The following is a 24,933-nucleotide window of genomic DNA, read 5'->3' as shown; positions in this document are numbered from 1 at the left end:
CCGCAATGCGGAAGAAGAATCTCGCTACGTCCTCGGAATGGTCGTGTCCTCGACAAGTGCGCGTCAATGGGCGTGCGGCACCTTACTCACGAGGCAGGTGGGGCGAGAGGGAGCAAGGGCCGTGAACACGGACGAGCAACACGGACGACCGGCACGGACGACCGGCACGGACATGCGAACGGCCGCACACGCGAAGACCGTTCAGGGCTCGGGCGTCAGGGCTGGAGCGCGGTTGCCGACGTCAGTTGTCGGGAGAGCGGAGCACGCGCAGGTGGCCGCGGCGCGCGACCTCCATCGGGTCCGCACCGCGCCCCGCACCGCCGGCCGACCGCTCCTGGGGGCGGGCCGCTTCACGCACCGCGTCCGCGAGCGCCTCGAGGTCGTCCCCGCTGGGCCGTGCCGGGGCCGAGCCGTCGAGCAGACGGACGACCTCCCAGCCGCGCGGCGCGGTGAGGCGCTCGGAGTGCTCGGCGCACAGGTCGTAGCAGTGGGGTTCGGCGTAGGTGGCGAGCGGGCCGAGGACCGCGGTCGAGTCCGCGTAGACGTACGTCAGCGTCGCAACGGCGGGACGGCCGCAAGCGGTGCGCGAACAGCGACGTACAGGGCTCACGATGTTGGACGGTACCGCACTCTTGAGCGGGCCGCGACGACTCCCCTCCTGCGCGTTCCCCCGTGTCGTGGCCGGAAAGACCTCCCGCACTCCTGTCGGCGCACCCTGTTTGACCTGCTCCGACGCCCACGTTCGGAACGTGTACCGCTTCCCCTCCGGTCATCACTTGGTACAAACACCGTCAAATACCTTGAGATCACCGGACCATGAAAGATATGGAATCGAGCCGAACCTTGGCCGGAATGGTCATGCGACGACATGCCGATCCGGACGGCCCGACACCGTGCCCCGACGCCGTACGGAGCGGTCTCCCGGTGCCGTGCGGGAGCCGGCGTCCGGAGCGGGCGGGGAGCAGGATGCCGGGCCCGTGCGAGGTCGAGGTCCGGAAGCCGTGTGGGGGGTCGGGCGCGTCGGACCGGCGGAGACTACGCTGCACCGTGATGGACACCCCTGTGACGCCCCGTGCCGCCGACCGCGGGCCCCGCCGTCGTGATCGCCACGGCCGGGGCATGCGCGGGCCGATCGCGCCGCCCCAGGTTCCGCTGGCCGCCAGCCGCGCGGAGACGTTCGCGGATCTGGTGCAGGACTCCGTGGAGCGGCTGGAGCGTCGGTGGCCGCAGCTGACCGACATCGACTTCCTCGTGCTGGAGGTCCCGCGCCTGGACACGCCCGGAGCGGGGTGGAGCGACGAGGCGGTGCCGCTGGGCGGCACCGTGCCGACCCACGAGGGACACCCCGCGCGGGTCGTGGTCTACCGCCGGCCGGTGGAGATCCGTACCAAGGGGCGCGACGAGCGGGCGGCGCTGGTCCACGAGGTCGTCGTGGAGCAGGTCGCCGAACTGCTCGGGCTGACGCCGGAGACCGTGGATCCCCGGTACGGCGAGGACTGATACGGCAAGGCCTGATACGCCGAGGGCTGATGCACCGGAGGCCCGTTCGGCCGCCCCGGCGCCCGAGCGGGGTGCCCCCCATACGGGCGCCGTACGGGCGCCGGCGGTTCCTGCTCCCACCGGTTCCTACTTCTGCAGGACCGACAGGTCCTCCTTCGCCTGCGGTACCGCCACCATGCCCCGGTCGTCGGGAAGGGTCTGGACGGTGAAGGCGGGGACGCCGTCGTCCGGGGCGGTGAGGGTCCGGGAGGCGTAGACGGGGGCGTCGTCCGACTCGGGCTCGACCGTCAGCGCGTACGTGCCCTCGATGTCGTCCGGGACCGGGACCTCGATGTTCTGGGTGGTACCGGCCTTGATCGTGTACGTCTCGGTCGCCGGCGTACCGCCCTCGCTGCCCGCGGACACGGTGACCTTGACCTTGGCGGCACCCTCGGGCGCGGTCACGGCGAGGGTGCTGCCCTTGGCCGTGTTGTCGACGGACGTCGCCCGCAGGCCGACCTCCCGGGCCGCCGGGACGAAGGCCGACTCCTGGTTGTCGCCCTTGCCGCGCAGCACCCGGACGGCCGCCACGACGGGCACCGAGCGGTCCGTCGGCGTGAGGACCAGGGAGCCCGCCTCGCCGCGCGTGACGTCACCGAGGTCGACGGCGGTCGTCATCCCGCCCTTCACATGCACCGTCTCGTTGCCTGCCGGTGTGATCGGCCCGGAGGGCGACGCGAGCTGCACCTTCAGGTCGGCGTCGACATTGCCGGGAGTGAAGACGACCAGGCGTACGGCGGTGGCGTCCTTGGGGATGCCGGGCAGGACCAGGCTGCCCGCCGGATCGGCCGACGCGGCCAGCCAGTCACCACCGAGCGAGTTGTCCAGGGCCTGCACGGCCGCCCCGACCCGCCCGCTGCGGACGACGACGTGGACCGTCACATCGGTCTGCTCCTCGTCGGTGAGCGTGGACAGCAGCACCGGTTCGGAGGAGTGCGGCCTGACCGTGATGCCCTCCCCCACCTCGGTCTCGAGCACGCCGTCCTTGCCGTAGACCTCGATGTCCACGACGGCGGCGGAGTCGTCGGGGTTGGTCAGGTGGACGTAGTCGGTGCGCTCGGTCGCGGTACTCGCACCCGGAAACCAGAATTCCGTGTCCGGGGCGGTACAGGTGACGCCCTGGAGGCCCCGGCCGGTACCCGCGGCGACCTCGGTGGTCTGCTGCACGGTCCAGCCGGGAGCGAAGCGGCCCTCGGCGGTGCCGAGGAGTGCGGGTTCCTCGCCCCCGGAGGTCTCCGCGGTGACCGGCTTGCCGGGTTCCTGCTTGTGCTCCAGCACCGGCTTCTCGGGCTTCGCGGACTCGGCGGCCTTCTCCTCTCCGCCGTCCTTCCCGCTCCCCTTCTCGCCCTCCTCCCCCTCCTTCGTGCTCTCCTCCGTGGGCTGTCCCGCGGTGGCCGGCCGGAGTTCGGCGCTGCCCTCGCTCTCCGTGCCCTTCGTGACGGGCGTGAAGGACGTGTACGTCGTCTCGGCGAGGTCGGAGCTGCTGGGCGTCGGGCACAGCAGGCTCGAGCGTTCCACGGGCAGGCGGGCCGCCGCCGTCGCGACGCCGCCGTCCGCGGCCGTGGGGTCCGGCGCGGTCAGGACGGCGAAGCCGGTGACGGCGGCGAGTGCGGTGGCTCCCGCGATCAGGGACAGGGTGGTGCGGTTCACTGCTGGCTCCCGTCGGGACGCTCACTGCCCGGCTGGGGGCGGTGCTGCTGCTCGGGGTCGTACGACGCGTCGTAGCCCTGTGCGTAGGTCTGGTCGTAGCCGTCGTAACCCTCGTAGCCCTGTCCGTACGCCGACGGGTCGTACGTCGTCGGGTCGTACTGCGGCTGCTGGGGCGTGCCGTCGTAGGCGTACGGGTCGTACTGGCCGCCCTGACCGTCCTGGCCGCCCTGGTACGGGTCCGCCTGGTACGGCTGTCCGTAACCGTCCGTCGCGTACTGCTGCTGTTGTTGCTGCTCCTGCTGCGACGGCGGCTGCTGCTGCTGTCCCTGCGGGTAGGAGGGGTCGGCGGTGTAGGTGCCGTCGTACTCGGGGTCCGGGTCCGGGTCCGAGTTCGGAGCCGGGTAGCTCGACGCGTCCCATTCGTCGTAGGGCCGCTGCTGCGGAACGGCCACGGGCTCCGGCGGGGCGTCGAACCCGTCGGCCGCGCCGCCGTCCGTGCCCTCGGCCGCGTCGCCGTCCGCACCCCGCTCCGTGCCCGCCTCCTCGGCGGCCGCGGCTTCCGCCTCCGCCTCGGCCTGGGCCCGCAGGCGGCGGGCGCGGCGGCCGTCGCCGGCGAGCGCCTCGGCGGGGACGGCCTCTTCCTCGGGCAGGTCGTCGTCGATGTCGCGGCGCCGGCCGGGCAGCGCGAGCACGACGAGGACGACGGCGAGCAGCCCCTGCGCCCACAGCCAGGCGGTGTGGGTGAACGGCTCCTCGTAGGTGACGGCCAGCTGTCCGCCGGTGGTGGGGAGCTGGAAGCCCTGGGCCCAGCCGTCGACCGTGGTGCGGGTCAGCGGCTTGCCGTCGAGGGTGGCGGTCCAGCCGTCGGCCGTGGCGTCGGCCAGGCGCAGGACGCGCCCCTCGGCGCCGTCGGGGATCTTGGTGCTGATCCCGACGGGTCCGGCGGCCACGGCCTGCGGCTCGCCCTCGCCGCCCTTGGCGGGGACGATGGTCGCGCGGGCCACGTTCTGGTCGACGCGCCACAGCGCGCCGCCCGCCTGCTGGCTGAGCCTGGTCAGGCCGGGTGTGGCGTCCAGGACGCGGGTGACGTCGCGGGGCGCGCCCGGGTGGACGAGGACGTAGCGCACCGCGAATCCGCCGAGCTGGTCGGCCTGGTCGGCGCCGGAGCCGGCGACGAGGTTGGCGACGACCTTGTCGAGCCCGGTGTTCACTCCGGCCGAGGCGGTGATCTCGGCGTCGCCCATGCGGGCACCGGAGCCGCGGACCAGCACGTAGTCGACGCGGGCGGCGGAGTCGCTGTCCAGGACGAGGGTGCGGGCCTGGTCGCGGGTGCCGCTCTCCTCGGCGACGAACGCGGGCACCTGCACGGGATCGCGCCGCTCGAGCGGCCCGTCGGCGCCGCGGAGCACCCAGCCGGCGGCGGCCAGCAGCGGGCCGGCCGCGCAGGCGAGGGCGATCAGCACGGCGACCGGCTGACGCCATCCGAAGCTCTGCTCGGCGACCCGCGAGCGCGCCCCGTCGGCGCCGAGCGCGGCTGCGGCCAGCAGGGCGATGCCGTAGACGAGCGTCGCGGGCCCGGCCCAGGTGGAGCCGTTGGACAGGACCGCGAAGACCAGTCCGACCAGGGCGGCCGCCCAGGCGGCGCGGATGGCGAGCAGACGCTCGGAGCGGAGCAGGGCCGCGAGGGCGGCGAGCACGATGCCGATGAGCACCGGCCCGCCGGCCGCGCCGGGGCCGCCGGGGCTCGCGCCGAGCAGGTCGAGGGCGGAGGCGGCGGACGCGCCGTACTCCAGGCCCGCCTCCTGGAAGAAGCCGAACGGGAGCAGCGACAGCGACCAGGGGGCGAGGACCAGCAGCGGGGTGCCGAGCTGGGCCAGGAAGCGGAGCCCGTACGCCGGGAGGTCGGACCTGCGCAGGGCGAGGACGCCGAGGCCGAGGACCAGGGCGATGGGCCAGACGATCGGGGTGAACGCGGTGGCGAGGGTGAGCAGCAGCGCGTACGCCCAGGTCGCGCGCCAACTGCCGCGGACGCCGAGGTCGTTGGTGAGCCCGCCGGCGGCGATGCCCGCGCGGGCGATCAGCGGCAGCAGAACGGCGAGGGCCGCGGTGCCGATCCGGCCGCCGGCGAGGGCGCCGGCGACGGCGGGCAGGAAGGCGTAGGCGACGGCGGCCCAGGCGCGCAGCAGCCGGGACTCGACGAGCGGGCGGGAGGCGAAGTACGCGCTGAGGCCGGCCAGCGGCACCGAGCCGATGAGCAGGACCGTGACGGCGAGCCCGGTCGAACCGAGCATCAGGGTGGCCAGGGATGCCACGAGGGCGAGGTAGGGCGGTGCGGAGCCGGTGCCGCCGGCGCCCACCGCGTGCCAGGTGTCCGTGTACCGCGCCCACAGCTCACCGGAGCCGGCGGGGGCGGGCAGCAGGGCGCCGCCCGAGAGTGCGCCGCTGCCGAGGAGGGTGCGGCAGGCCGCGAGGGAGACGAGCAGCAGGAGCAGGAAGAGCACCGGGCCGGGTTTGCGGGCGATCCGCTTGAGCCGGACGAACTGCTCGACCTCGATGAAGTCGGCGTCGTCCCCGCCGGGTCCGGACTCGACGGCGCCGCCGTGCCGTCCGGCGCCGGTGGTGGCCTCGGGGTCGGAGCGGCCGACGAGGTCGCCCGCGGCCTGTTCGACGGTGACGCGGATGGTCGCGCCGGGGGGCGGGAACAGTGCCCGCAGTTCGTCCTTGTCGATCTGCGGGCTGCCGCGGCGGCGGCGTCCGGCGAGGATGCGCTCGGGCCGCAGCAGGGTGCCCACGAGGCCGCGTATCTCGTCGACGGCCTGCCCCGGGACCTTGCCCACGAGATAGGCGAAGGTCCGCAGCACGGTGCCGAGGACGAGCCGCAGCAGTACCCAGGGCAGTGCGGCGGTACGGGTGTTGACGAGCAGGGTGTGGGCGGCGCCCGCCTTGTCCACCTTGTGCGGGGAGGCGGCGGTGCGGCCCACGCAGTCGACGGCGCGGCGCTCGCGGGAGGCGGCCTCGGCGTGCCGTACGACCGCGTCGGGGGCGATGAGGACCCGGTGGCCCGCCGTGTGCGCGCGCCAGCACAGGTCGACGTCGTCCCGCATCAGGGGCAGGTGCCGGTCGAATCCGCCGAGTTCGTCGAAGACGTCGCGGCGGATCAGCATGCCGGCGGTGGACACCGACAGGACGGACCGGACCTGGTCGTGCTGGCCCTGGTCCTGTTCGCGGCGGTCCAGGCCGGTCCAGCGGCGGCCGGAGTTGGCGATGGAGACGCCGACCTCCAGCAGCTGCCGGCGGTCGTACCAGCCGCGGAGTTTGGGGCCGACGACGGCGACGTCGTCACGGTCGGCTTCGTACTCGTTCTCCACGACGCCCAGCAGGCGGGCCAGCGCGTCGGGTTCGGGGGCGCAGTCGTCGTGCAGCAGCCACAGCCACTGCACCGGCTCCCCGTGCGGGAGGTCGGGCAGGTCGTACGCGTCGTCGTGCCAGCTGCGCGTGACGGGGTCCCAGCCGCTGGGCCGCTTCAGGTAGGGCAGGTCGTCCGGGGTGAGGTGCGGCGCCGCGCGATGGCACTCCTCGACGGCCTGCCCGAAACCGGTGCGCCGGGCGAGGTGCAGGACGTGGTCGTCGCCGAGGGCTTCGGTGACCAGCAGGGCGGAATCGTCCGCGCTGCCTGTGTCGGCTCCCATGGCGAACTGGACGGGGCGTTCCTGGCCGAGTAGCCCGGCGAGCGCGTCGGGCAGCCAGCGGGCTCCGTCATGGGAGACGAGGACCGCGGTCACCACATGACGCGGGAACTCTGGTGCGGCAGCGGCGTCTTGACGGGCTGCCGGGTGACTGTGCACGGACATCGAGGTACGGGCCCCGGTTCAGTGGACTGTGGGGGACGCCCGTGCCCGGTGGGGCGGCGTGGCGTCTCGGACGAGCAACCACACTATCGGCTGGACAACAAGACGGTCCGCCGCCTGTGGACAACCCGCACGCGACGGACCGTAAGCGTACATACCGGACGCATGCGCATGGCCGGCACGTACGTCGCACGCGCGGACAAGTCGCGCACATGAATGTCACGAGCAAGGCCCGCATCCGGATGGACGCGCGCGAAGCGCCGCCTCTCGGACGGCGGCCTTCTTCAGACGGCGGCCTTCTTCAGCCGGCGGCGCTCCCGCTCGGACAGGCCGCCCCAGATGCCGAAGCGCTCGTCGTTGGCGAGGGCGTATTCGAGGCATTCGGAGCGGACCTCACAGGAGAGGCAGACCTTCTTGGCCTCCCGGGTGGAACCGCCCTTCTCGGGAAAGAAGGACTCGGGGTCGGTCTGGGCGCACAGCGCGCGCTCCTGCCAGCCGAGTTCCTCGTCCGCGTCGTCGACCAGCAGTTGCTGCACCAGCTCCGTCATGTGCGCCCCTCGTCCATCTTTCGCGTCCCCGTGATGCTGCCGTTACCGATCCCGGCCGAACGACACGAGTGAAATTACAAGTGTGCTGATCCGGGCGAGTCAAGCCGAGATCTGCTATTGGCTCCCTTATTCACTCTGCGGAACCAAGCCCAAGCCGAAAGTGTTCAAATCGCCATAAACGTTGACACCCGGGCGAGTCGCACGGGAGGCCCGCCCCTCGCAGACCGTTCACGGAGTGAGACGCCCGGTCGATCGATCCCGTTGACGCACCAACCCCACAGCGACCCGGATCACATTCGGATCACAGGATCGCAACGGCACTTGTGCTCTCGGCCATGTGCGCCTTGTGTCCCAGGAATCACGTGAGCAAACCTTTCGCCTCGCAGTGAACCGGATGGGGTGAACCGTGCCCACAATCCGTGGGTCGAGTTGACACTGAAGGCATGAGCCGCTGTCCTTATGGGCATGCTCGCGAACTTGGCACTCACCTCGACCCGCTCCGCCGGGTACCTCGGTGCTGCCCGCGCTCGCTGTAGCTGTCGCTGTTCCGGTTGTTGAGCCCAACGCGCTCCTGCCCTTCGGGTCACCCTCGACCCGCCCCCTGTTTTCTCCGCTCTCATCAGGGCACTCCCCGCCGCCGTCCGTGACCCGGACATCCGCGGCACCTCGTCCCGGCAGACCGGTTTCATCGCCGGCCCTCGCCCGGCGGCCTCACCGCACTGCTTCCCGACCGCTTCTCCGCCGAGGAACCACCGCATCCATGAACAGCGACAGTGACCTCCAGATCGCCGGCGACATCCTCGAAGTACCGCACCTCCTGCAGACCCCACGCGAGCACCCGTCCACCGTCGCCGAGTTCGTCGGTCTGGCCCGTTCCCTCGCCGCCGACCGGTCCCGGTGGGAGCACCTGGTGCGGTACGACGCGAGCAGCCGCTGGTACCACCGGCTCCTCTCGGTCCCCCAGGCTCTCGGCTCCGCCCGAGCGGAGGAGCCTCCGATCGGCTACGAGGTGTGGCTGCTGTCCTGGGTGCCCGGCCAGGGCAGCGGACTGCACGACCACGGCCGCTCCTCCGGTGTCCTGACCGTCCTGGACGGCGTCCTCACCGAGCGCACCGAACACGGCACCCGCACGCTGACGCCGGGCACGGAGCAGGTGTTCGCGCCGGGCTACGCACACGAGGTCGTCAATGACACGTTGGAGCCGGCGGTCAGCCTGCACGTGTACTACCCGGGCCTGACCGAGATGCCGATGCACCCGGCCGCCCCGCACTGCGAGGCGCGGACGGAGCCCCGGACGCCGACCGCCTGACCCGCTCCCCCGCACGTCTCCCTGCCCGGCCGCGTGCGTGACCTCTGCCCGACCCCGTACACGACCCCGTACACGGCCCCGTACACGACCCCGTGCGTGACCGGCCGCCCGACACGGTGCCGCGGCCGGCCCTACGGCTGACAGACTGTTTCCCATGCGCATTGTGGTTCTGGCAGGCGGCATCGGCGGTGCCCGTTTCCTTCGCGGTCTGAAGCGGGCCGTGCCGGACGCGGACATCACGGTCATCGGCAACACCGGGGACGACATCCACCTCTTCGGGCTGAAGGTCTGCCCGGACCTCGACACGGTGATGTACACCCTCGGCGGCGGCATCGACGAGGAGCGGGGCTGGGGGCGGACCGACGAGAGCTTCCGGCTCAAGGAGGAGCTCGCGGCGTACGGCGTCGGCCCGGGATGGTTCGGGCTCGGCGACCGGGACTTCGCCACGCACATCGTGCGGACGCAGATGCTCGCCGCCGGCTATCCGCTGAGCGCGGTGACGGAGGCCCTCTGCGACCGCTGGCAGCCGGGCGTCCGGATGATCCCGATGACCGACGACCGCGTGGAGACACATGTCGCCGTCACCCTGCCCGACGGTGACCCGGCGGCGGGGCCGTCGACGGGGTCCGGGGCCGGGGAGGCCCCGCCGGGCTCCGCGGCGGGCTCCGCGGCGGGCTCCGCGGCGGGCTCCGGTGTCCGTAAGGTGATCCACTTCCAGGAGTACTGGGTGCGGCTGCGGGCGTCGGTACCGGCCGAGGCGGTGGTGCCGGTCGGCGCGGAGCAGGCGAAGCCGGCGCCGGGTGTGCTGGAGGCGATCGCCGCTGCCGACGTGATCCTCTTCCCGCCGTCCAACCCGGTCGTCTCCATCGGCACGATCCTCGCCGTCCCCGGCATCCGGGAGGCGATCGCCGAGGCGGGCGTGCCGGTGGTCGGCCTGTCGCCGATCGTCGGCGACGCGCCCGTGCACGGCATGGCCGACAAGGTGCTCGCGGCGGTGGGCGTCGAATCCACGGCGTGGGCGGTGGCCGAGCACTACGGCTCGGGTCTGCTGGACGGCTGGCTGGTCGACACGGTCGACGCGACCGGTGTGGAGCGCATCGAGGAGGCGGGGATCCGCTGCCGGGCCGTGCCCCTGATGATGACCGACGTCGACGCCACCGCGCGGATGGCCCGGGAGGCGCTCGCGCTCGCGGAGGAGGTGCGGACGGTTTGAACGGCACGCGTGTGCACGACGACTGCGTACCCGCGGGTGGCGCGGCGTCCGACGGATACCGGGTGTGGGCCGTCGCGGGGCTGCCCGAGGTCCGACGGGGGGACGACCTCGCGAAACTGATCGCGTCCGCGGAGCCGGGGCTGGCCGACGGGGACGTGCTGCTCGTCACCTCGAAGATCGTCTCCAAGGCGGAGGGCCGGATACTGGAGGCATCCGACCGGGAGGCCGCGATCGACGCGGAGACGGTACGGGTGGTGGCCCGGCGCGGCCCCCTGCGCATCGTCGAGAACCGGCAGGGCCTCGTCATGGCCGCGGCCGGGGTCGATGCGTCCAACACGCCCCCCGGCACGGTGCTGTTGCTCCCCGAGGATCCGGACGCGTCCGCGCGGGCGATCCGCGAGGGCCTGCGGGACGCCCTCGGCGTCACGGTCGGCGTACTCGTCACCGACACCTTCGGACGTCCCTGGCGGGCGGGTCTGACGGACGTCGCGATCGGCGCCGCGGGCGTCCACGTCCTGGACGACCTGCGCGGCGGGACGGACGCGTACGGCAATCCGCTGAGCGCCACCGTGGTCGCCACCGCCGACGAACTCGCCGCCGCGGGCGACCTGGTCAAGGGCAAGGCCGCAGGCCTGCCGGTGGCCGTCGTGCGCGGACTGTCCGCCCTGGTGGCGGCCGACGACGAGCACGGCGGGGGCGCCCGGGCCCTGGTCCGCGACTCCCGCGACGACATGTTCCGCCTCGGCACGTCGGAGGCGGTACGGCAGGCGGTGACCCAGCGCCGCACGGTACGGGCCTTCACCGACGAGCCGGTCGACCCGGGGGCGGTGCGCCGCGCGGTGGCCGCGGCCGTGACGGCTCCGGCGCCGCACCACACCACCCCGTGGCGCTTCGTCCTGCTGGAGTCGCGGGAGTCCCGGACCCGGCTGCTCGACGCGATGCGGGACGCCTGGATCGCGGACCTGCGCCGGGACGGCAAGTCGGAGGAGTCCGTCGCCAAGCGGGTCCGCCGCGGCGACGTCCTGCGCAACGCGCCCTGCCTGGTCGTGCCCTGCCTGGTCATGGAGGGCTCGCACACCTACGGGGACGCCCGGCGGGACGGCGCGGAGCGGGAGATGTTCGTGGTCGCGACGGGTGCCGGCGTGCAGAACTTCCTGGTCGCGCTGGCCGGGGAGCGGCTGGGGTCGGCGTGGGTGTCGTCGACGATGTTCTGCCGGGACGTGGTCCGCGAGGTCCTGGACCTGCCCGCGGGCTGGGACCCGATGGGTGCGGTGGCGGTGGGCCACCCCGCCGGGGAACCGCGGCCGCGGCCGGAGCGGGACGCGGCCGCGTTCATCACCGTGCGATGAGCCGGACGGTGACGAACCGGACGGCCATGAACCGGACAGCGGTGAACCGGACCGTGACGAACCAGACAGCGGTGAACCGGACCGTGATGAGCCGGAGCGGACGCGTGGGGCGCCTACCCTCGTAGGAGCCCCGCCTTCCCCTACCTCTGCACCGCTTCCCCACCTCCGCCCCTATCCCCGGGACCCCTCCGTGGCAGGACGTTTCGCTCCCCGACCCACCCCCCGGCCTGCTTCCCGCCCTGCTCGTACGACCGTGCGAGGCGGGCGGGCCGCCGACCAGGCGGGGGTGCCGCAGCAGGCACCGGCCCCGGCCGCCCCGTCGTTGGTCCGGACGTGGGTGCCGGACGGGCCGCTGGACCTCGGGCTGGTGCTCGGGCCGTTGCGGCGCGGGTCCGGGGACCCGACGTTTCGCGCGATGCCGGACGGTTCCGTGTGGCGGACGAGCCTGACACCCGCCGGGCCGGGGACGCTGCGGGTGACACGGCACGGCGGCGAAGTACGGGGCGAGGCGTGGGGAGCGGGGGCCGGGTGGTTCCTGGACCGGCTGCCGGACCTGCTCGGTGCCGCCGACGACCCGGCGGCGTTCGTCCCCCGGCACAAGCTGCTGGCGCTCACCCGGCACCGGCGGCCGGGACTGCGGCTGGCCCGGACCGGTCTGGTGCTGGAGTCGTTGATCCCGTCGGTCCTGGAGCAGAAGGTCACCACCGGTGAGGCGTACCGGGCGTGGCGGCTGCTGGTACGGAAGTACGGGGAGCCGGCCCCCGGGCCGGCGCCCGATCGGATGGCGGTCATGCCGTCGCCCCGGACCTGGGCGCTGATCCCCTCCTGGGAGTGGCACCGGGCCGGTGTCGACGACAAGCGGGCGTCCGCGGTGCTGCGGGCGGTGCGGGTCGCGGCGCGGCTGGAGGAGGCGGCGGGGATGGCCCCGGCGGCGGCACGGGCGCGGCTGGAGCTGGTGTCGGGCATCGGGCCGTGGACGTCGGCGGAGACGGTGCAGCGCAGTCATGGCGCGCCGGACGAGGTGACCACGGGGGATCTGCACCTGCCGGGCATCGTGGGGTGGGCGCTGGCCGGGGACCGGTACGCGGACGACGCGACGATGCTGGATCTGCTGGAGCCGTATGCCGGTCAGCGGCACCGGGCTGCGCGGCTGATCCTGCTGAGCGGCAGAACGCCGGCGCGGCGGGCGCCGAAGATGCCGCGCTGGGACGTCGGACGGCTGTGAGGGCCGAGCCCTCCAGCCGTCCGCGTCCTCGGCCGTCGTGCCCCTCAACCGTCCGAGCTCCTCAAGCGTCCGAGCCCGCACCGGACCTGTAGGCGGCCCGGTTTCGCACGGTCACTCGTCCGAGGAGAACCGCACCGACCCCGCCGGGATCCGCGCGTCGCACCAGACCCTGACCCCGTCCCGGAGTTCGTTGCGGGCGCCGACGACCGCGCCGTCGCCTATCACCGTCCCGGTGAGGACCGACCGCTCCCCCACCCGCGCCCGCGTGCCGATCAGCGAGTCGGTGACGACCGCGCCGGGTTCGATGACCGCACCCGGCAGGATCGTGCTGCCGAAGACGCGCGCGCCCTCCGCCACGAACGCGCCCTCGCCCACCACGGTCCCGCCCGCCAGCTTGGCGTCCGGTGCCACCCTCGCCGTCGGCAGGACCAGCCGGTCGCCGCAGCGTCCCGGGACCGCCGGGGACGGGGCACGGCCCAGCACCAGGTCCGCGGAGCCCCGCACGAAGGCCGCCGGGGTGCCGAGGTCCAGCCAGTACGTGGAGTCGACCAGGCCCTGGAGGTGGGCTCCGGCCGACAGCAGGTCCGGGAACGTCTCCCGCTCCACCGACACCGGCCGGCCCGTCGGGATCGTGTCGATGACGGAGCGGCGGAAGACGTACGCCCCCGCGTTGATCTGGTCGGTGACGATCTCCTCGGGTGTCTGGGGTTTCTCCAGGAACGCCAGGACGCGGCCCGTGTCGTCGGTGGGGACCAGGCCGTACGCCCTGGGGTCCGTCACCTTCGTCAGGTGCAGCGAGACGTCCGCGCCCGTCGTGCGATGGGTGCGCACCAGCGCCCGGATGTCCAGGCCCGTGAGGATGTCGCCGTTGAAGATCAGCACCGGTTCGTCCGGGCCGGAGTGCAGCCGGGAGGCGACGTTGCGGATGGCGCCGCCCGTGCCGAGTGGCTCCTCCTCCGTCACGTACTCGATGTGCAGCCCCAGCGACGAGCCGTCGCCGAAGTACGGTTCGAAGACCTCGGCCAGATAGGACGTGGCCAGGACGATGTGCTCGACGCCCGCCGCTCTCGCTCTCGCCAGCTGGTGCGTGAGGAAGGGCACCCCGGCCGCCCGGACCATGGGCTTCGGGGTGTGCACCGTGAGCGGGCGCAACCGGGTGCCCTTGCCGCCGACCAGGAGAATCGCTTCTGTCACCTGTCGTCTCCGCTTCCTGCCGGGACCGGCCGAACTGTTTTTCGGCCGGCCAGTGTATGCAGACCGTCGCACAGCGGTTCCGACGGCGGTGTCTCCGGCAGGAAGGAACGCGGGCCCGGCGGCCGCCCCTCTCAGCGGCCCTGGTAACCGGCCGCCGCGGAGCGGGCGGTGCCGAGCTTGTCGTAGAGCTTCCCCCCTGGGCACTCGGTGTTGAACCCGTCCCGGTGACCGGAGATCACGTTCAGTCGTACCTTCGTGCCTTTTTTGTAGAGATTGCCACCACCGGACGTCAGGTATGTCTTCGCGCTCGGATCCATACCGTGCAACCCGAGCTTCCACGCGGTGAGCTGGGCGACCCCCGTCACCGCGGCCGCCGGCGGACTCGTGGAGCTGAAGGTGCCGAGAACCGCCACGCCCATGGTGTTGCTGTTGAACCCCAGAGTGTGGGCGCCCAGGACCGGGTTGGCCACTCCCCCGGCACGGCCCTCGTAGATCTTGCCGCACTTGTCGACGAGGAAGTTGTAGCCGATGTCCCGCCAGCCCATGCTTTCCGTGTGGTAGCGATAGATACCGCGGATGACCGAAGGAGCCTGCGCGCACGTGTAGTTGTTGCCGGAGGCGGTGTGGTGCACGAAGGCCGCGCCCACCTTGTCGGTGTACACGAAACTCTTTTCCCGCAGGCTCTCGTCCGCACCCCACCCGCCGCGTGTGACGATGCCGGGACGCGGGCCGATGTACGGCTCCGCCTGCGGCTGTCCGCCGGTGTCCGCCTCCTGCCAGGCCGCCTCGGTGCCGCGCAGGGCGTGGTACTCCTCCTCGGTCTCCGCCCGGGTCAGCGCCGGGATCTCGGTGGCGCCCAGGGGTACGAGCGGGGCGTTGGCAGCGGAGGCGGCGGTCGCCTCGGCGCTCATCACACCGGTACGAGGGGCGTCCGCCGGGGTGCCCGCGGAACCGTCGGCGGGGTCGCGACCGGGGGCCTCGCCGGGGCTTTCATCGGGACTTTCATCGGGGCCCTCGGCAGCGCCGTTCCCGGGCGGGGTGTCCTGGGGCGGAGCGTCCTCCCCCGGGTCGACGAGTTCGAGGCGCATCCCGGACGGCAGCAGCGAGGTGGCCTCCCCGGCCTCTTTCCCGGCACCTTCCTCGGCGGTGGAACCCGGGGACTCGGAACCCGCGGGCTCGGACCCCGCCTTCGGCTCCGGATCCGAGTCGGGTCCGGCTTCCGCCCGGACCCGGATCTCCACACCGTCCGACGCGCCCACCCACAGCGGTGCGGTGGCGCCGCGGACCCGGCCCGAGGTGCGTTCGGCGGTCTCGGGGTCGGCCGCGTGGTCGGCGTTGTGGGTCTCGACGTCCTCCCAACCGGACCAGGCGCCGGTGTCCGCCGCGCGGGCGCGGACCTGGACCTGGCCGTGGAGTTCGGCGGTGGGGTCGTCCCAGATGACGCCGACGAGGGAGAAGTGCCGTACGGACTGCGGGGTGAGGCCGAACACGGCGGCGCCGGAGGCGCGGTCGGGGTCGAGGGGCCGCAGGGGCAGCGACTGGGTGCTGCCGGGGGTACCGGACCCGGTCGTCACCGCTGCGCGGGTGGCCGTCGGCACCGTCCCGCCCGGTCCCGCGGCCGCCGCGACGGCGGACGGGGCGAGGGGCAGGGCGAGTGCGGCCGCACAGGTGACGCCGATGGAGGAAGCGAGAGTTCTACGCATGCCCCTGAGCTTGGACATAGTCATACAAATCTGTCCATCGGGGAATTGACGGCCTGTCGGGATCCGTTCCCCCGAACCGGTGCCCCGTGCACTCGGTGCGCGCGGCCGTGCCCGCGTACGCTTGCGCGGGTGAACGCCACCGACCGCACCCCCGCCGACCTGCTGGGTTCCGCTCTCGCCGCGGACCCGGGACGCCCCCTGGTGACCTTCTACGACGACGCCACGGGCGAACGCGTCGAATTGTCCGTGGCCACCTTCGCCAATTGGGTGGCCAAGACCGCGAACCTGCTTCAGGACGAACTGGCCGCCGAGCCCGGTGACCGTGTGGCGCTACTGCTGCCCGCGCACTGGCAGACAGCCGTGTGGCTGCTGGCGTGCGCGTCGGTGGGCGTGGTCGCGGACGTGTCCGGCGACCCGGCGGCGGCCGAGGTCGTGGTGAGCGGGCCGGACACGCTGGAAAAGGCGCGGGCCTGCTCGGGCGCACGGATCGCGCTGGCCCTCAGGCCGCTCGGCGGACGGTTCCCGCAGCCTCCGGAGGGCTTCGCCGACTACGCCGTGGAGGTCCCGGGACAGGGCGACCGATTCGCACCGTACGTGCCGGTCGCCCCCGAGGCCCCGGCCCTGATCGTGGCGGGCCGGGAGTTCACCGGGGCCGAGGTGGTGCAGCGGGCCCGCGCGGAGGCGACGGAACTCGGGCTGACCGGGCCGGCGTCGCGCATCCTGTCGGGGCTGTCGTACGACACCTGGGAGGGTCTCCGCGCAGGCCTGTACGGGCCGCTGGCGACCGGCGGCTCGGTGGTGCTGTGCCGGAACCTGGACCGGGTCGGGGACGACGCCCTGGACAAGCGGGTGGAGAGCGAACGGGTCACCGCCATCGCCCGCTGACGGCCTGCCCGTCCCACCACTCCCCCCACACCCACACCCACCGACGGAACCGGAACAGGACCGGACCGGGGTCGGGTCGGACCGGACCGATCGCCCAAACCGAGCCCGCCGGACCATCCCCCGTCCGGCACACCCCCTCCCCCGTTCGGCTCAGCAGCATCCGCCGCCGCCGCGCATCCGGGTCATCGTCGTATCAGTGGCGTGCCCGGCACGCGGCAGGCGGCGCCTGCCGGGCACGCCGGACACCGCACGCCCCGACGCCCGTACGCCCCGTACACCGTCCCGTATATCCCTACGCCGTCCCGCAGTTCCGTATGCCGCCGCAAGCCGTCCCGTACGCAGTGAGGGGGTGGACCGGTCGTGAACGACACCGCAGGCGCGGACCCCGCGGGCGGGGGCACCCTCGGGCCGGGAGCGGGAGCCTCGGCGAGCGGGGCGGGGCTGCCGCGGCGCAGACGGCGGCGGTGGACGGCCGGCGCCGGGCTCGGTGTCGCGGCGCTGCTCGTCGTGACCGCCGGGGCCGGGTGGGCGGTGTACGTGAAGCTCGAGGGGAACATCACCGCGGACGAGGCGGCCGTGGCCGAGCTCGCGCGGTTCGAGAGGGAGCGGCCCACGGCGCTGGTCGAGGAGGCCCGGAACATCCTGCTGATCGGCTCGGACTCGCGGTCCGGGAACGAGAACGGCCGTTACGGCCGGGACCCGGGGACGGAGCGGTCCGACACCGTGATCCTGCTGCACCTGCCGGCGGGCCGGGGCAGCGCCACCGCGGTGTCCCTGCCCCGAGATCTGATGGTGGACGTGCCGGGTTGTCTGCGCGGGGACGGCACCCGCGCCGAGCCCGTGTTCACAATGTTCAACCAGGCATTCGAGCAGGGCGGTTCCGCCTGCGCCATCCGTACCGTGGAGAAACTCACCGGCATTCGCGTGGACCATCACATCGTCGTGGACTTCCACGGCTTCAAGGAGATGGTCGAGGCGGTCGACGGCGTCGAGGTGTGTCTGCGTGAACCCATTGACGACAAGGCGGCCGAACTGAAGCTGCCCGCGGGCCGGGTGACACTGAACGGGGAACAGGCCCTCGGCTATGTCCGCGCCCGCAAGTCTCTCGGTGACGGCAGCGATACGCACCGTATGGAACGTCAGCAGCGGTTCCTCGGAGCGCTCGTCAACAAGGTGAGTGGCAATGACGTTCTGCTGAATCCGGCCAAGCTGTATCCCGTTCTGCACGCGGCCACTTCGGCGCTGACGACCGACCCGAAATTGGCGAGTCTGCGCGGTTTGTACGAACTCGCCCGCGGGCTCCGCGACATCCCCACGGAACACGTGCAATTTCTCACCGCTCCCCGGGAGCCGTACACGAAAGACGCCAATCGGGACCAGCTTTCGCAGCCCGCGGCGGAGGAGCTGTTCGAGCGGTTGCGCAGGGACGCGCCGGTCACGGTCGCACAGAGCACGGCGCGGAGTTCCGCCACGGAATCCGAGTCCGGTGCTCCACCCGGGAATTCGGACGACATGGCGACGGAGGGTGACGGAAAGGTCACTCGGAATGAATCCGGGGGGCAGTCGGAGGAAGCGGCCGAAGCGGCTTCTCCCGCGCCGACGTTCTCCGGGAACACGGCCGCCGAGGATGCCTGCGCGTAAAGCCGGCTCTCAGGCGACTCCCAGGCTGTGAAGCTATGTCAACAGATATGAGCGAATTGCCCAGTTATATGGATGTGGAATGTGCCACGGGCGTCGCCGAAGGCCGTTCCGTGCCGTTAGTGTGAGCGCTCCCGGTGCGCGCGTTCCTGAGATTCACCCTGTAGTCGCGCACTGTGTGACCGACCGAGCGCCTGGGGGGAAAGGCGCCGCGTGGCACCGACGGAGGATTCAAACGACCGTGGACGCGCAAGGCCGTGGACGGGGCAGCGACATCGACCCCGCAGACCAGTGGGTACTCAATCCGGACACCGGCGATTACGAGCTGCGACTGAGCCATTCCGCACCGCAGCAGCCGGTCCCCTCTCCGCGTGGACCGCGTGCCTCCGGCGCGGCTCCAGGGGGCGGCGCGGCTCCGGGCAAAGGTTCCGGCGCCGACGCCCCGCGCGGTCGTACCGGTGCTCCCGGGCGTACGGCGGAGCGACCCGCCGGCCGCGGGACACCCGAGCCCGGGACACCTGAACGCGGGACACCCGAGCGCGGGGCACCCGAGCGTGAAGGGCCGCCGCGCAGGCGCCGGGACGCGCCCGAGGAGCCGTCGGCAGGCCGGCGCGGACGCCGACCGGTGAAGAAGAAGAAGTCGAAGGCCAAGAAGGCCCTGCTGTGGACCGGCGGGACGATGGCGTTCGTGGTGCTCGCCACCGCCGTGGGCGGCTATCTGTATCTGGAGCACCTCAACGGCAACATCGACTCGATCCCCGACGACGGCGCGAGCACCGGTGGCTTCCAGAAGGACAGGGCCATCAACATCCTGCTGATCGGCACCGACAAGCGCACCGGCGCGGGCAACGAGGGCTACGGTGACAAGAACAGCGCCGGGCACGCCGACACCACGCTCCTGTTGCACGTCTCCAAGGACCGCACGAACGCCACCGCGCTCAGCATCCCGCGCGACCTCATCGTCGACATCCCCGACTGCCCCACGACGATGGAGGACGGAACTGAGAAGACGATCCCGGGCTCCAGGGGCCGCTTCAACACCAGCCTCGGCCAGAACGAGCGCACGCCGAGCTGCACCATGCGGACGGTCACCGAGCTGACCGGGATCACTCCGGACAACTTCATGGTGGCGGACTTCAACGCGGTCAAGACGCTGACCACGGCGGTCGGCGGGGTCGATGTCTGTCTCGCCGAGGACGTCAACGACAAGGACTCCAAGCTCAACCTGTCCGCCGGCACGCACACCATCGAGGGTGAGGAAGCCCTGGCGTTCGTCCGCACCCGGCACGCGTGGGGCAACCAGGGCGACCTCGACCGCATCAAGGTGCAGCAGCAGTTCCTCGGCGCGCTGATGCGGCAGCTGAAGTCCAACGACACACTCACCAGCCCGACGAAGATGGTCAAGCTCGCGGAGGCAGGCACCGAGGCACTCACCGTCGACTCCCAGCTGGACAACATCAACAAGCTGAAGGACCTCGGTCTGGAGCTGGGCAAACTCAACATCAAGAACCTGGCGTTCATCACGCTGCCGGTGAAGGACAACCCCGTGGAGACGGTGAAGGCGACCGTCGTCGTGGACGATTCCAAGGCACCGGAGATATTCGACCTGATCCAGAACGACGTGTCGTTCACCGAGGTCAAGCAGCAGAAGAAGAAGGAGAAGGCCGCCGTCGCCGCCCGCCTCAAGGGCGCCAAGGCACCGGCCTCGGACGTCCGGGTACAGGTCCTCAACGGCGGTGGCCCGTCGGGCAGCGCCCAGGAGACCGTCACCTGGCTCCAGCTCACCGAAGGCGTCAGCAAGTCGGAGAACGCCGGCAACGCCGACGAGACGCTGAAGAAGACCACCCTCGAGTACGCGCCCGAGCAGGCCGACCAGGCCCGCCGCCTCGCCGACATCCTGGGCCTGTCCGGCTCAGGGATGAAGCCCGGCGAGAGCGTCACCAACTCCCAGGGGCTGCCCACGATGACGCTGACCCTCGGCAAGGACTTCAAGGGTGCGGGCGTCTCCCTGACCCCTCCGTCCAAGGCGTCGGACGACATCAAGGAGTCCACGTCCACGGCGGACAAGGTCGAGTGCGCGCAGTGACGCGACGCACATCGCGCATTGCGGTGCCTTGCGGTGCGGTGCCTTGCGGTGCGCGAGTGAAACCTCCGCGGATACGCCGGGTGACCCGACGGGCGGGCCCGTCGGGTGTCCTGCGGGGCGTGTGACGGACCCGTGCGCGGGGCGCCCGGACGGCGTGAGCCCTGCGGAGAACGGTGGCTCCATGACGCCATTTCCCCACCCAATGAGGCGGTTTACCCCTTTTTGTGGACGAGGAATTCGTCACTGACGCCCCGTCCCGCTCAGGTCGGCGGCTAGTGTGAACGCTCCAGTGCCCCGGCCGCGAGGACCGTTCTGGCGTCGCGCGCACGGTGGTGACCAGCACGCGCGGACACCCTCCGGAGGGGGGAGGGTGCCGTGTGGCCCCGACGGAGGATCGGACGAGCGTGGACGCGCAGAGCCGTGGGCGGGCGGACAATGTCGACCCCGCAGACCAATGGGTACTCAATCCGGCCACCGGTGAATACGAACTGCGACTGGGCCCTTCCGCACCGCAGTCACCTGTCCCCGGCCTCCGCAGAGGCTCCCCGTACACCGCGAACCACCCTGCCGGTCCCGGTGGCATGGGCCACCCGTACGGTGCCGTGCCCGGCGGTCCCCCGCGGGCACCCGGCCGCGAGGTCCCGCCGCCGCGGCGGCAAGGCGCCCCCGAGCCGCAGCCCGGACGGCGCTCGGGCCGGTCGGGGCAGCGGAAGCCGAAGGCGAGGAAGGCCCTGCTGTGGACCGGCGGGACGATGGCGTTCGTGGTACTCGCCACCGGCACGGCCGGCTACGTCTATCTGCAGCATCTCGAGGGCAACGTCAACACGACCGACGTCGGTGACGCGGGCTCGGGCAACTTCAGCAAGGACGAGGCCTTCAACATCCTCGTCCTCGGCACCGACAAGCGCACCGGCTCGGGCAACGACGGCTACGGGGACGCGGGCAGCGTGGGGCATGCCGACACCACGATTCTGCTGCACGTCTCCAAGGACCGTACGAACGCCACCGCGCTCAGCATCCCGCGTGACCTGATAGTCGACATCCCCGACTGTCCGACGAAACTGGAGGACGGGACGGAGAAGGTGATCCCGGGGCTGCCGGGCGCCCGCTTCAACCGGAGCCTCGGGGAGGACGGCCGGGATCCGGGCTGCACGATGCGCACGGTGGAGGAGGTCACCGGCATCAAGCCCGACCACTTCATGATGGCCGACTTCAACGCGGTCAAGACCCTCACCTCGGCCGTCGACGGCGTCGATGTGTGCGTGGAACACGCGGTGAACGACAAGCAGTCGAAGCTGGAGCTGCCCGTGGGCACGTCGAAGGTGGCGGGCGAGCAGGCCCTCGCCTTCGTCCGCACCCGGCACAGTTTCGGCAACGAGGGCGACCTCGACCGGATCAAGGTGCAGCAGCTCTTTCTGGCCTCGCTGATGCGCAAGATGTCCTCCAGCGACACCCTCACCAGCCCCACCAAACTGGTGAAACTGGCCGAGGCCGCCACCAACGCGCTGACCGTGGACACCGGCATCGGCAACGTGAGCACGCTCAAGGACGTCGCCCTGGAGCTGAAGAAGGTACCGCCGAAGAACATCTCGTTCACCACGGTGCCGGTGCGCGACAACCCCGCGGAGAAGGTGAAGGCGACCGTCGTCGTGGACGAGTCCAAGGCGCCGCAGCTGTTCGACGCGATCTCCGGCGACGTGTCGCTGACCGAGGTCGAGAAGAAGCGGGACAAGAAGAAGGCAGCCGTCGCCGCCCGCCTCCAGGGCACCAAGGCACCGGCCTCCGAGGTCCGGGTGCAGGTCCTCAACGGCGGTGCCCCGGCGGGCAGTGCGCAGCAGATGCTCAGCCGGCTCCAGCTCGACGAAGGCGTCAGCAAGTCGGAGAACGCCGGCAACGCCGACGAAAAGCTCAAGAGGACCACCCTCGAGTACGCGCCCGACCAGGCCGACCAGGCCCGCCGCCTCGCCACCATTCTGGGTCTGTCCGGTTCTGCGCTGAAGCCCGGCGAGAGCGTCACCAACTCCCAGGGGCTGCCCGCGATGACGCTGACCCTCGGCAAGGACTTCACGGGCGCCGGCTCACCGCTCGACGGCTCCGCGGCGGGGCCTTTGGACGTGGAGAAGTCCACGGCCGACAAGGTCGAATGCGCGAGCTGAGGCTCGACCGGGCCGCGTTCGGGGTCTCCTCAAAAGTTGTTGCCGTGGAATTGCGTTCCCAGGGCAACTGACAGGCCTGTCGTGCGTCTAACAAGAGCAGGACAGGCCAGTTCCATGAGGTGAGGAGTACCAAGGGGTGGGGAGGGCGACGGAAGTGACGCAGAGCGCCGCACGGAAGACGCTCCGCGACGACCGGCGTGACGCGGGCCCGGACGACGCCCCCTCCGGCGTCCCGGACGACGACGGCGGGAACGCGGCGGACGGTGACGACGACGGCGGGACGCCCACGTCGGACGGTGACGACGGCGGCATACCCGCGTCCGACGGCGGCATACCCGCGTCCGGCGATGGCGCGTCCGCCCCCGGTGGAGGCGGCCGTCGCCCGCGGCGCCGGATGCTCAAGTGGGTCGCCGCGGTCCTCGCGCTGTTCCTCTTCGGCGCGGCCGGGGCCGGCTACGTCTACTACCGGCACCTGAACGGCAACATCAAGCAGAACCCCCTGAACCTGGGGGACAACAAGGTCGCCGAGCCCACACCGAACGCCGCCGGGCAGATCCCGCTGAACATCCTGCTGATCGGCTCCGACGCCCGGGACAGCAAGGAGAACCAGGACCTCGGCGGCGCCCGCGAGACGTTCGGCGCGACACCGCTGGCCGATGTGCAGATGCTGCTGCACCTGTCCGCCGACCGGACCAACATGTCCGTGATCAGCATGCCCCGGGACACCCTCGTCCAGATCCCGAAGTGCACCGACCCCGAGGACGGGACGGTGTACGAGGCGAGCAACGGGCGGACGCTGACCAACCAGAGCCTCGGGCACGGCGGTCCGGGCTGCACCGTGGCCACCTGGCAGGAACTCACCGGCATCCACATCGACCACTTCATCATGGTCGACTTCGCCGGTGTGGTCGCCATGGCCGACGCCGTCGGCGGCGTTCCCGTGTGTGTGGACGCCAACATCCTCTCGCGCGACAGCCAGGGCCACGGCTCCGGGCTGAAGCTGCCCGAGGGTACCCACCCGGTCAAGGGCGAGCAGGCCCTGCAGTGGCTGCGTACGCGCTATGGCTTCGAGGACGGCAGCGACCTCGCCCGCGCCAAGGCCCAGCACATCTACATGAACTCGCTGGCCCGCGAGCTGCGCGAGAACGCCGACCTGAGCAACCCCAACACGCTGCGCAGGCTGGCCGAGGAGGCCACCCGGGCGCTCACCGTCGACCCCGGCCTCGACACCGTCAAGAAGCTGTACGACCTCAGCAACGAGCTGGGCGGGGTGGATCCGGAGCGCATCACCATGACCACGATGCCCAACCGGTACGTGGGGGCCCGCGTGGAGCCGACCGAGGACGCCGAGCAGCTGTTCCGGCTGGTCCGCGAGGACATCGCGCTGGACGGCAAGGACGAGAAGCCGGCACAGGCCGGGGAGGCCGCCGCGGAAGCGGCGATGGAGGAGCGGGGGACCTCGTCCGCCGAACCGGCCGCCGACGACGACAGGATCGCGGTCCAGGTCGTCAACGGCACCCGCACCGACACCCTCGGCGCGGCGTCCGGCCGCGCGAGCGCCGTGGCCGGGCTGCTTCAGGAGAAGGGGTTCACCGGCGCGACCGCCGACACCGCCGGCTCCCTGAGCGAGCAGCTGACGCTGGTGCGCTACCCGAGCGCCGACCTGAAGGGCAACGCCCTGCGGGTCGCCGAGTCGCTGGGCGTTCCGGAGAGTGCGGTGCGGCAGTCCACCGACGTCTCCGGTGTCACGCTCGTCGTCGGCGCCGACTGGCGTGAGGGGACGGCGTACAAGGCGCCCGCACAGGATTACACGATGCCCGAGTCGGCCAAGGCCCTCAACGGAGCGGACGACTCCGCCTGCATGGAAGTCAACCCGAACTACACCTGGTCCTGACCACGATCACGTCACGCGTGGCAGAGCGGACTCCGGCCGCCGCCTGCCCCTGCCCCTGCCCCTGCCCGACCTCATCGAACCGGGCCGGGCCCCTGAGGAATCGGCGACGAGGCTCCGTTTCCCATGGAACGCGCAGGTCGGAGCAGGGATCGTTCCTCCTGTGGTGGTCATGGGGCAAGGGGCGTAGGACTGAAGGACGGAGGCCGGTCCGCGGCCCCCGTCGTTTCCCTGGGAGGAATCATGACCCAGCAGTCTGCCGCCACGAGCCCCATGAGCAAGGAGATGCAGGACTGCGTCCAGGCGTGCATGGCCTGCCACAGCACGTGCGAGGAGACCATGAGCTCCTGTCTGCGGATGGGCGGCCAGGCCCCCGCGCAGATCATGGGGGCCCTCATGGACTGCGCCGACATGACCCGCATGTGCGCCGACATGATGATGCGCCGCTCGCCGCTGGCCGCCGAGATGTGCGCGATGTGCGCCGAGGCCTGTGACCTGTGCGCCGAGGCGTGCCTGTCCATGTCGGACGACGCGCAGATGATGCGCTGCGCGGAGTCCTGTCGCCGCTGCGCCGAGTCCTGCCGTGCCATGGCGGGCGCCACGATGTGACGCGCCGGACGCCGACGCCGGACGCCGGACACAGTTGAGGGCACCCCGCGGGGTGCCCTCGGTCGTTCTCCCGCCCCGCCCGCCCGTCCG

At 72.0% G+C, this 24,933-nt stretch carries 17 protein-coding genes; 11 read left to right on the top strand and 6 right to left on the bottom strand.

The features are described from left to right. Nucleotides 1–241 precede the first annotated feature (241 nt). Nucleotides 242–700: a DUF3499 domain-containing protein gene (locus ACFYQA_RS26240; protein WP_388922491.1), complete on the bottom strand. Its 459-nt coding sequence runs from the start codon at nt 698–700 to the stop codon at nt 242–244. 350 nt (nt 701–1,050) lie between these two features. On the opposite strand from ACFYQA_RS26240, the gene ACFYQA_RS26235 reads away from it, so the two are divergent. After that, nucleotides 1,051–1,500: a metallopeptidase family protein gene (locus tag ACFYQA_RS26235; RefSeq protein ID WP_386400500.1), complete on the top strand. Its 450-nt coding sequence runs from the start codon at nt 1,051–1,053 to the stop codon at nt 1,498–1,500. 126 nt (nt 1,501–1,626) lie between these two features. Here ACFYQA_RS26235 and ACFYQA_RS26230 read toward each other — a convergent pair whose 3' ends face one another. The 3 genes from ACFYQA_RS26230 to ACFYQA_RS26220 form a co-directional block, all read right to left on the bottom strand. Further along, the gene (locus ACFYQA_RS26230; RefSeq protein WP_388922487.1) at nt 1,627–3,189 is read right to left on the bottom strand and encodes a DUF5719 family protein; all 1,563 of its coding nucleotides are present in this window, start codon (nt 3,187–3,189) and stop codon (nt 1,627–1,629) included. After that, entirely contained in the window at nt 3,186–7,040 is a 3,855-nt protein-coding gene (locus tag ACFYQA_RS26225; protein ID WP_388922484.1) for a glycosyltransferase, read from the bottom strand. The genes ACFYQA_RS26230 and ACFYQA_RS26225 overlap by 4 nt, the downstream gene beginning before the upstream one ends. Nucleotides 7,041–7,321: 281 nt before the next feature. Beyond that, complete coding sequence (locus ACFYQA_RS26220) at nt 7,322–7,585, bottom strand: WhiB family transcriptional regulator (RefSeq protein ID WP_003990679.1); 264 nt, start codon at nt 7,583–7,585, stop codon at nt 7,322–7,324. Nucleotides 7,586–8,345: 760 nt separating this feature from the next. Between ACFYQA_RS26220 and ACFYQA_RS26215 the strand changes: the two genes are divergently transcribed. The 4 genes from ACFYQA_RS26215 (at nt 8,346) to ACFYQA_RS26200 (ending at nt 12,681) form a co-directional block, all read left to right on the top strand. Next, on the top strand, nt 8,346–8,894 hold the full coding sequence (locus ACFYQA_RS26215; RefSeq protein WP_388922481.1) for a cysteine dioxygenase: 549 nt from the start codon (nt 8,346–8,348) through the stop codon (nt 8,892–8,894). Between the two features lie 154 nt (nt 8,895–9,048). Further along, nucleotides 9,049–10,107 (top strand): 2-phospho-L-lactate transferase, encoded by a 1,059-nt coding sequence (locus ACFYQA_RS26210; protein WP_388922479.1) that lies wholly within the window; start codon nt 9,049–9,051, stop codon nt 10,105–10,107. Nucleotides 10,108–10,118: 11 nt separating this feature from the next. After that, complete coding sequence (locus ACFYQA_RS26205) at nt 10,119–11,456, top strand: coenzyme F420-0:L-glutamate ligase (RefSeq protein WP_388922522.1); 1,338 nt, start codon at nt 10,119–10,121, stop codon at nt 11,454–11,456. Between the two features lie 190 nt (nt 11,457–11,646). Continuing rightward, the gene (locus ACFYQA_RS26200) at nt 11,647–12,681 is read left to right on the top strand and encodes a DNA-3-methyladenine glycosylase family protein (RefSeq protein ID WP_388922477.1); all 1,035 of its coding nucleotides are present in this window, start codon (nt 11,647–11,649) and stop codon (nt 12,679–12,681) included. Between the two features lie 111 nt (nt 12,682–12,792). Here the strand turns inward: ACFYQA_RS26200 and ACFYQA_RS26195 are convergent, their stop codons facing one another. Both ACFYQA_RS26195 and ACFYQA_RS26190 read right to left on the bottom strand, forming a co-directional pair. Next, the gene (locus tag ACFYQA_RS26195) at nt 12,793–13,875 is read right to left on the bottom strand and encodes an NDP-sugar synthase (protein WP_364744970.1); all 1,083 of its coding nucleotides are present in this window, start codon (nt 13,873–13,875) and stop codon (nt 12,793–12,795) included. A 131-nt stretch (nt 13,876–14,006) separates the two neighbouring features. Beyond that, the gene (locus ACFYQA_RS26190) at nt 14,007–15,578 is read right to left on the bottom strand and encodes an N-acetylmuramoyl-L-alanine amidase (RefSeq protein WP_388922474.1); all 1,572 of its coding nucleotides are present in this window, start codon (nt 15,576–15,578) and stop codon (nt 14,007–14,009) included. Nucleotides 15,579–15,707: 129 nt separating this feature from the next. Here ACFYQA_RS26190 and ACFYQA_RS26185 point away from each other — a divergent pair, with 129 nt between their 5' ends. The 6 genes from ACFYQA_RS26185 to ACFYQA_RS26160 all read left to right on the top strand — a co-directional run bounded on the left by ACFYQA_RS26185 (nt 15,708) and on the right by ACFYQA_RS26160 (nt 24,843). Then, complete coding sequence (locus ACFYQA_RS26185) at nt 15,708–16,463, top strand: TIGR03089 family protein (RefSeq protein WP_388922471.1); 756 nt, start codon at nt 15,708–15,710, stop codon at nt 16,461–16,463. 360 nt (nt 16,464–16,823) lie between these two features. After that, nucleotides 16,824–18,104, top strand: coding sequence for an LCP family protein (locus ACFYQA_RS26180; RefSeq protein ID WP_388922468.1), 1,281 nt, complete (start codon nt 16,824–16,826; stop codon nt 18,102–18,104). A 238-nt stretch (nt 18,105–18,342) separates the two neighbouring features. Continuing rightward, a complete protein-coding gene (locus tag ACFYQA_RS26175) occupies nt 18,343–20,187 on the top strand; it encodes an LCP family protein (protein ID WP_388922465.1) in 1,845 nt (614 codons plus the stop codon). A 404-nt stretch (nt 20,188–20,591) separates the two neighbouring features. After that, a complete protein-coding gene (locus tag ACFYQA_RS26170) occupies nt 20,592–22,343 on the top strand; it encodes an LCP family protein (RefSeq protein WP_388922462.1) in 1,752 nt (583 codons plus the stop codon). Nucleotides 22,344–22,497: 154 nt separating this feature from the next. Then, nucleotides 22,498–24,237, top strand: coding sequence for an LCP family protein (locus tag ACFYQA_RS26165; RefSeq protein ID WP_388922459.1), 1,740 nt, complete (start codon nt 22,498–22,500; stop codon nt 24,235–24,237). Between the two features lie 240 nt (nt 24,238–24,477). Continuing rightward, nucleotides 24,478–24,843: a four-helix bundle copper-binding protein gene (locus ACFYQA_RS26160; protein WP_388922456.1), complete on the top strand. Its 366-nt coding sequence runs from the start codon at nt 24,478–24,480 to the stop codon at nt 24,841–24,843. The last annotated feature ends 90 nt before the right edge of the window (nt 24,844–24,933 follow it).

The sequence above is a fragment of the Streptomyces sp. NPDC005774 genome, from assembly GCF_042871645.1.
Classification (GTDB): Bacteria; Actinomycetota; Actinomycetes; order Streptomycetales; family Streptomycetaceae; genus Streptomyces; species Streptomyces pratens.
This window is presented reverse-complemented; position numbering and strand designations above follow the sequence as displayed.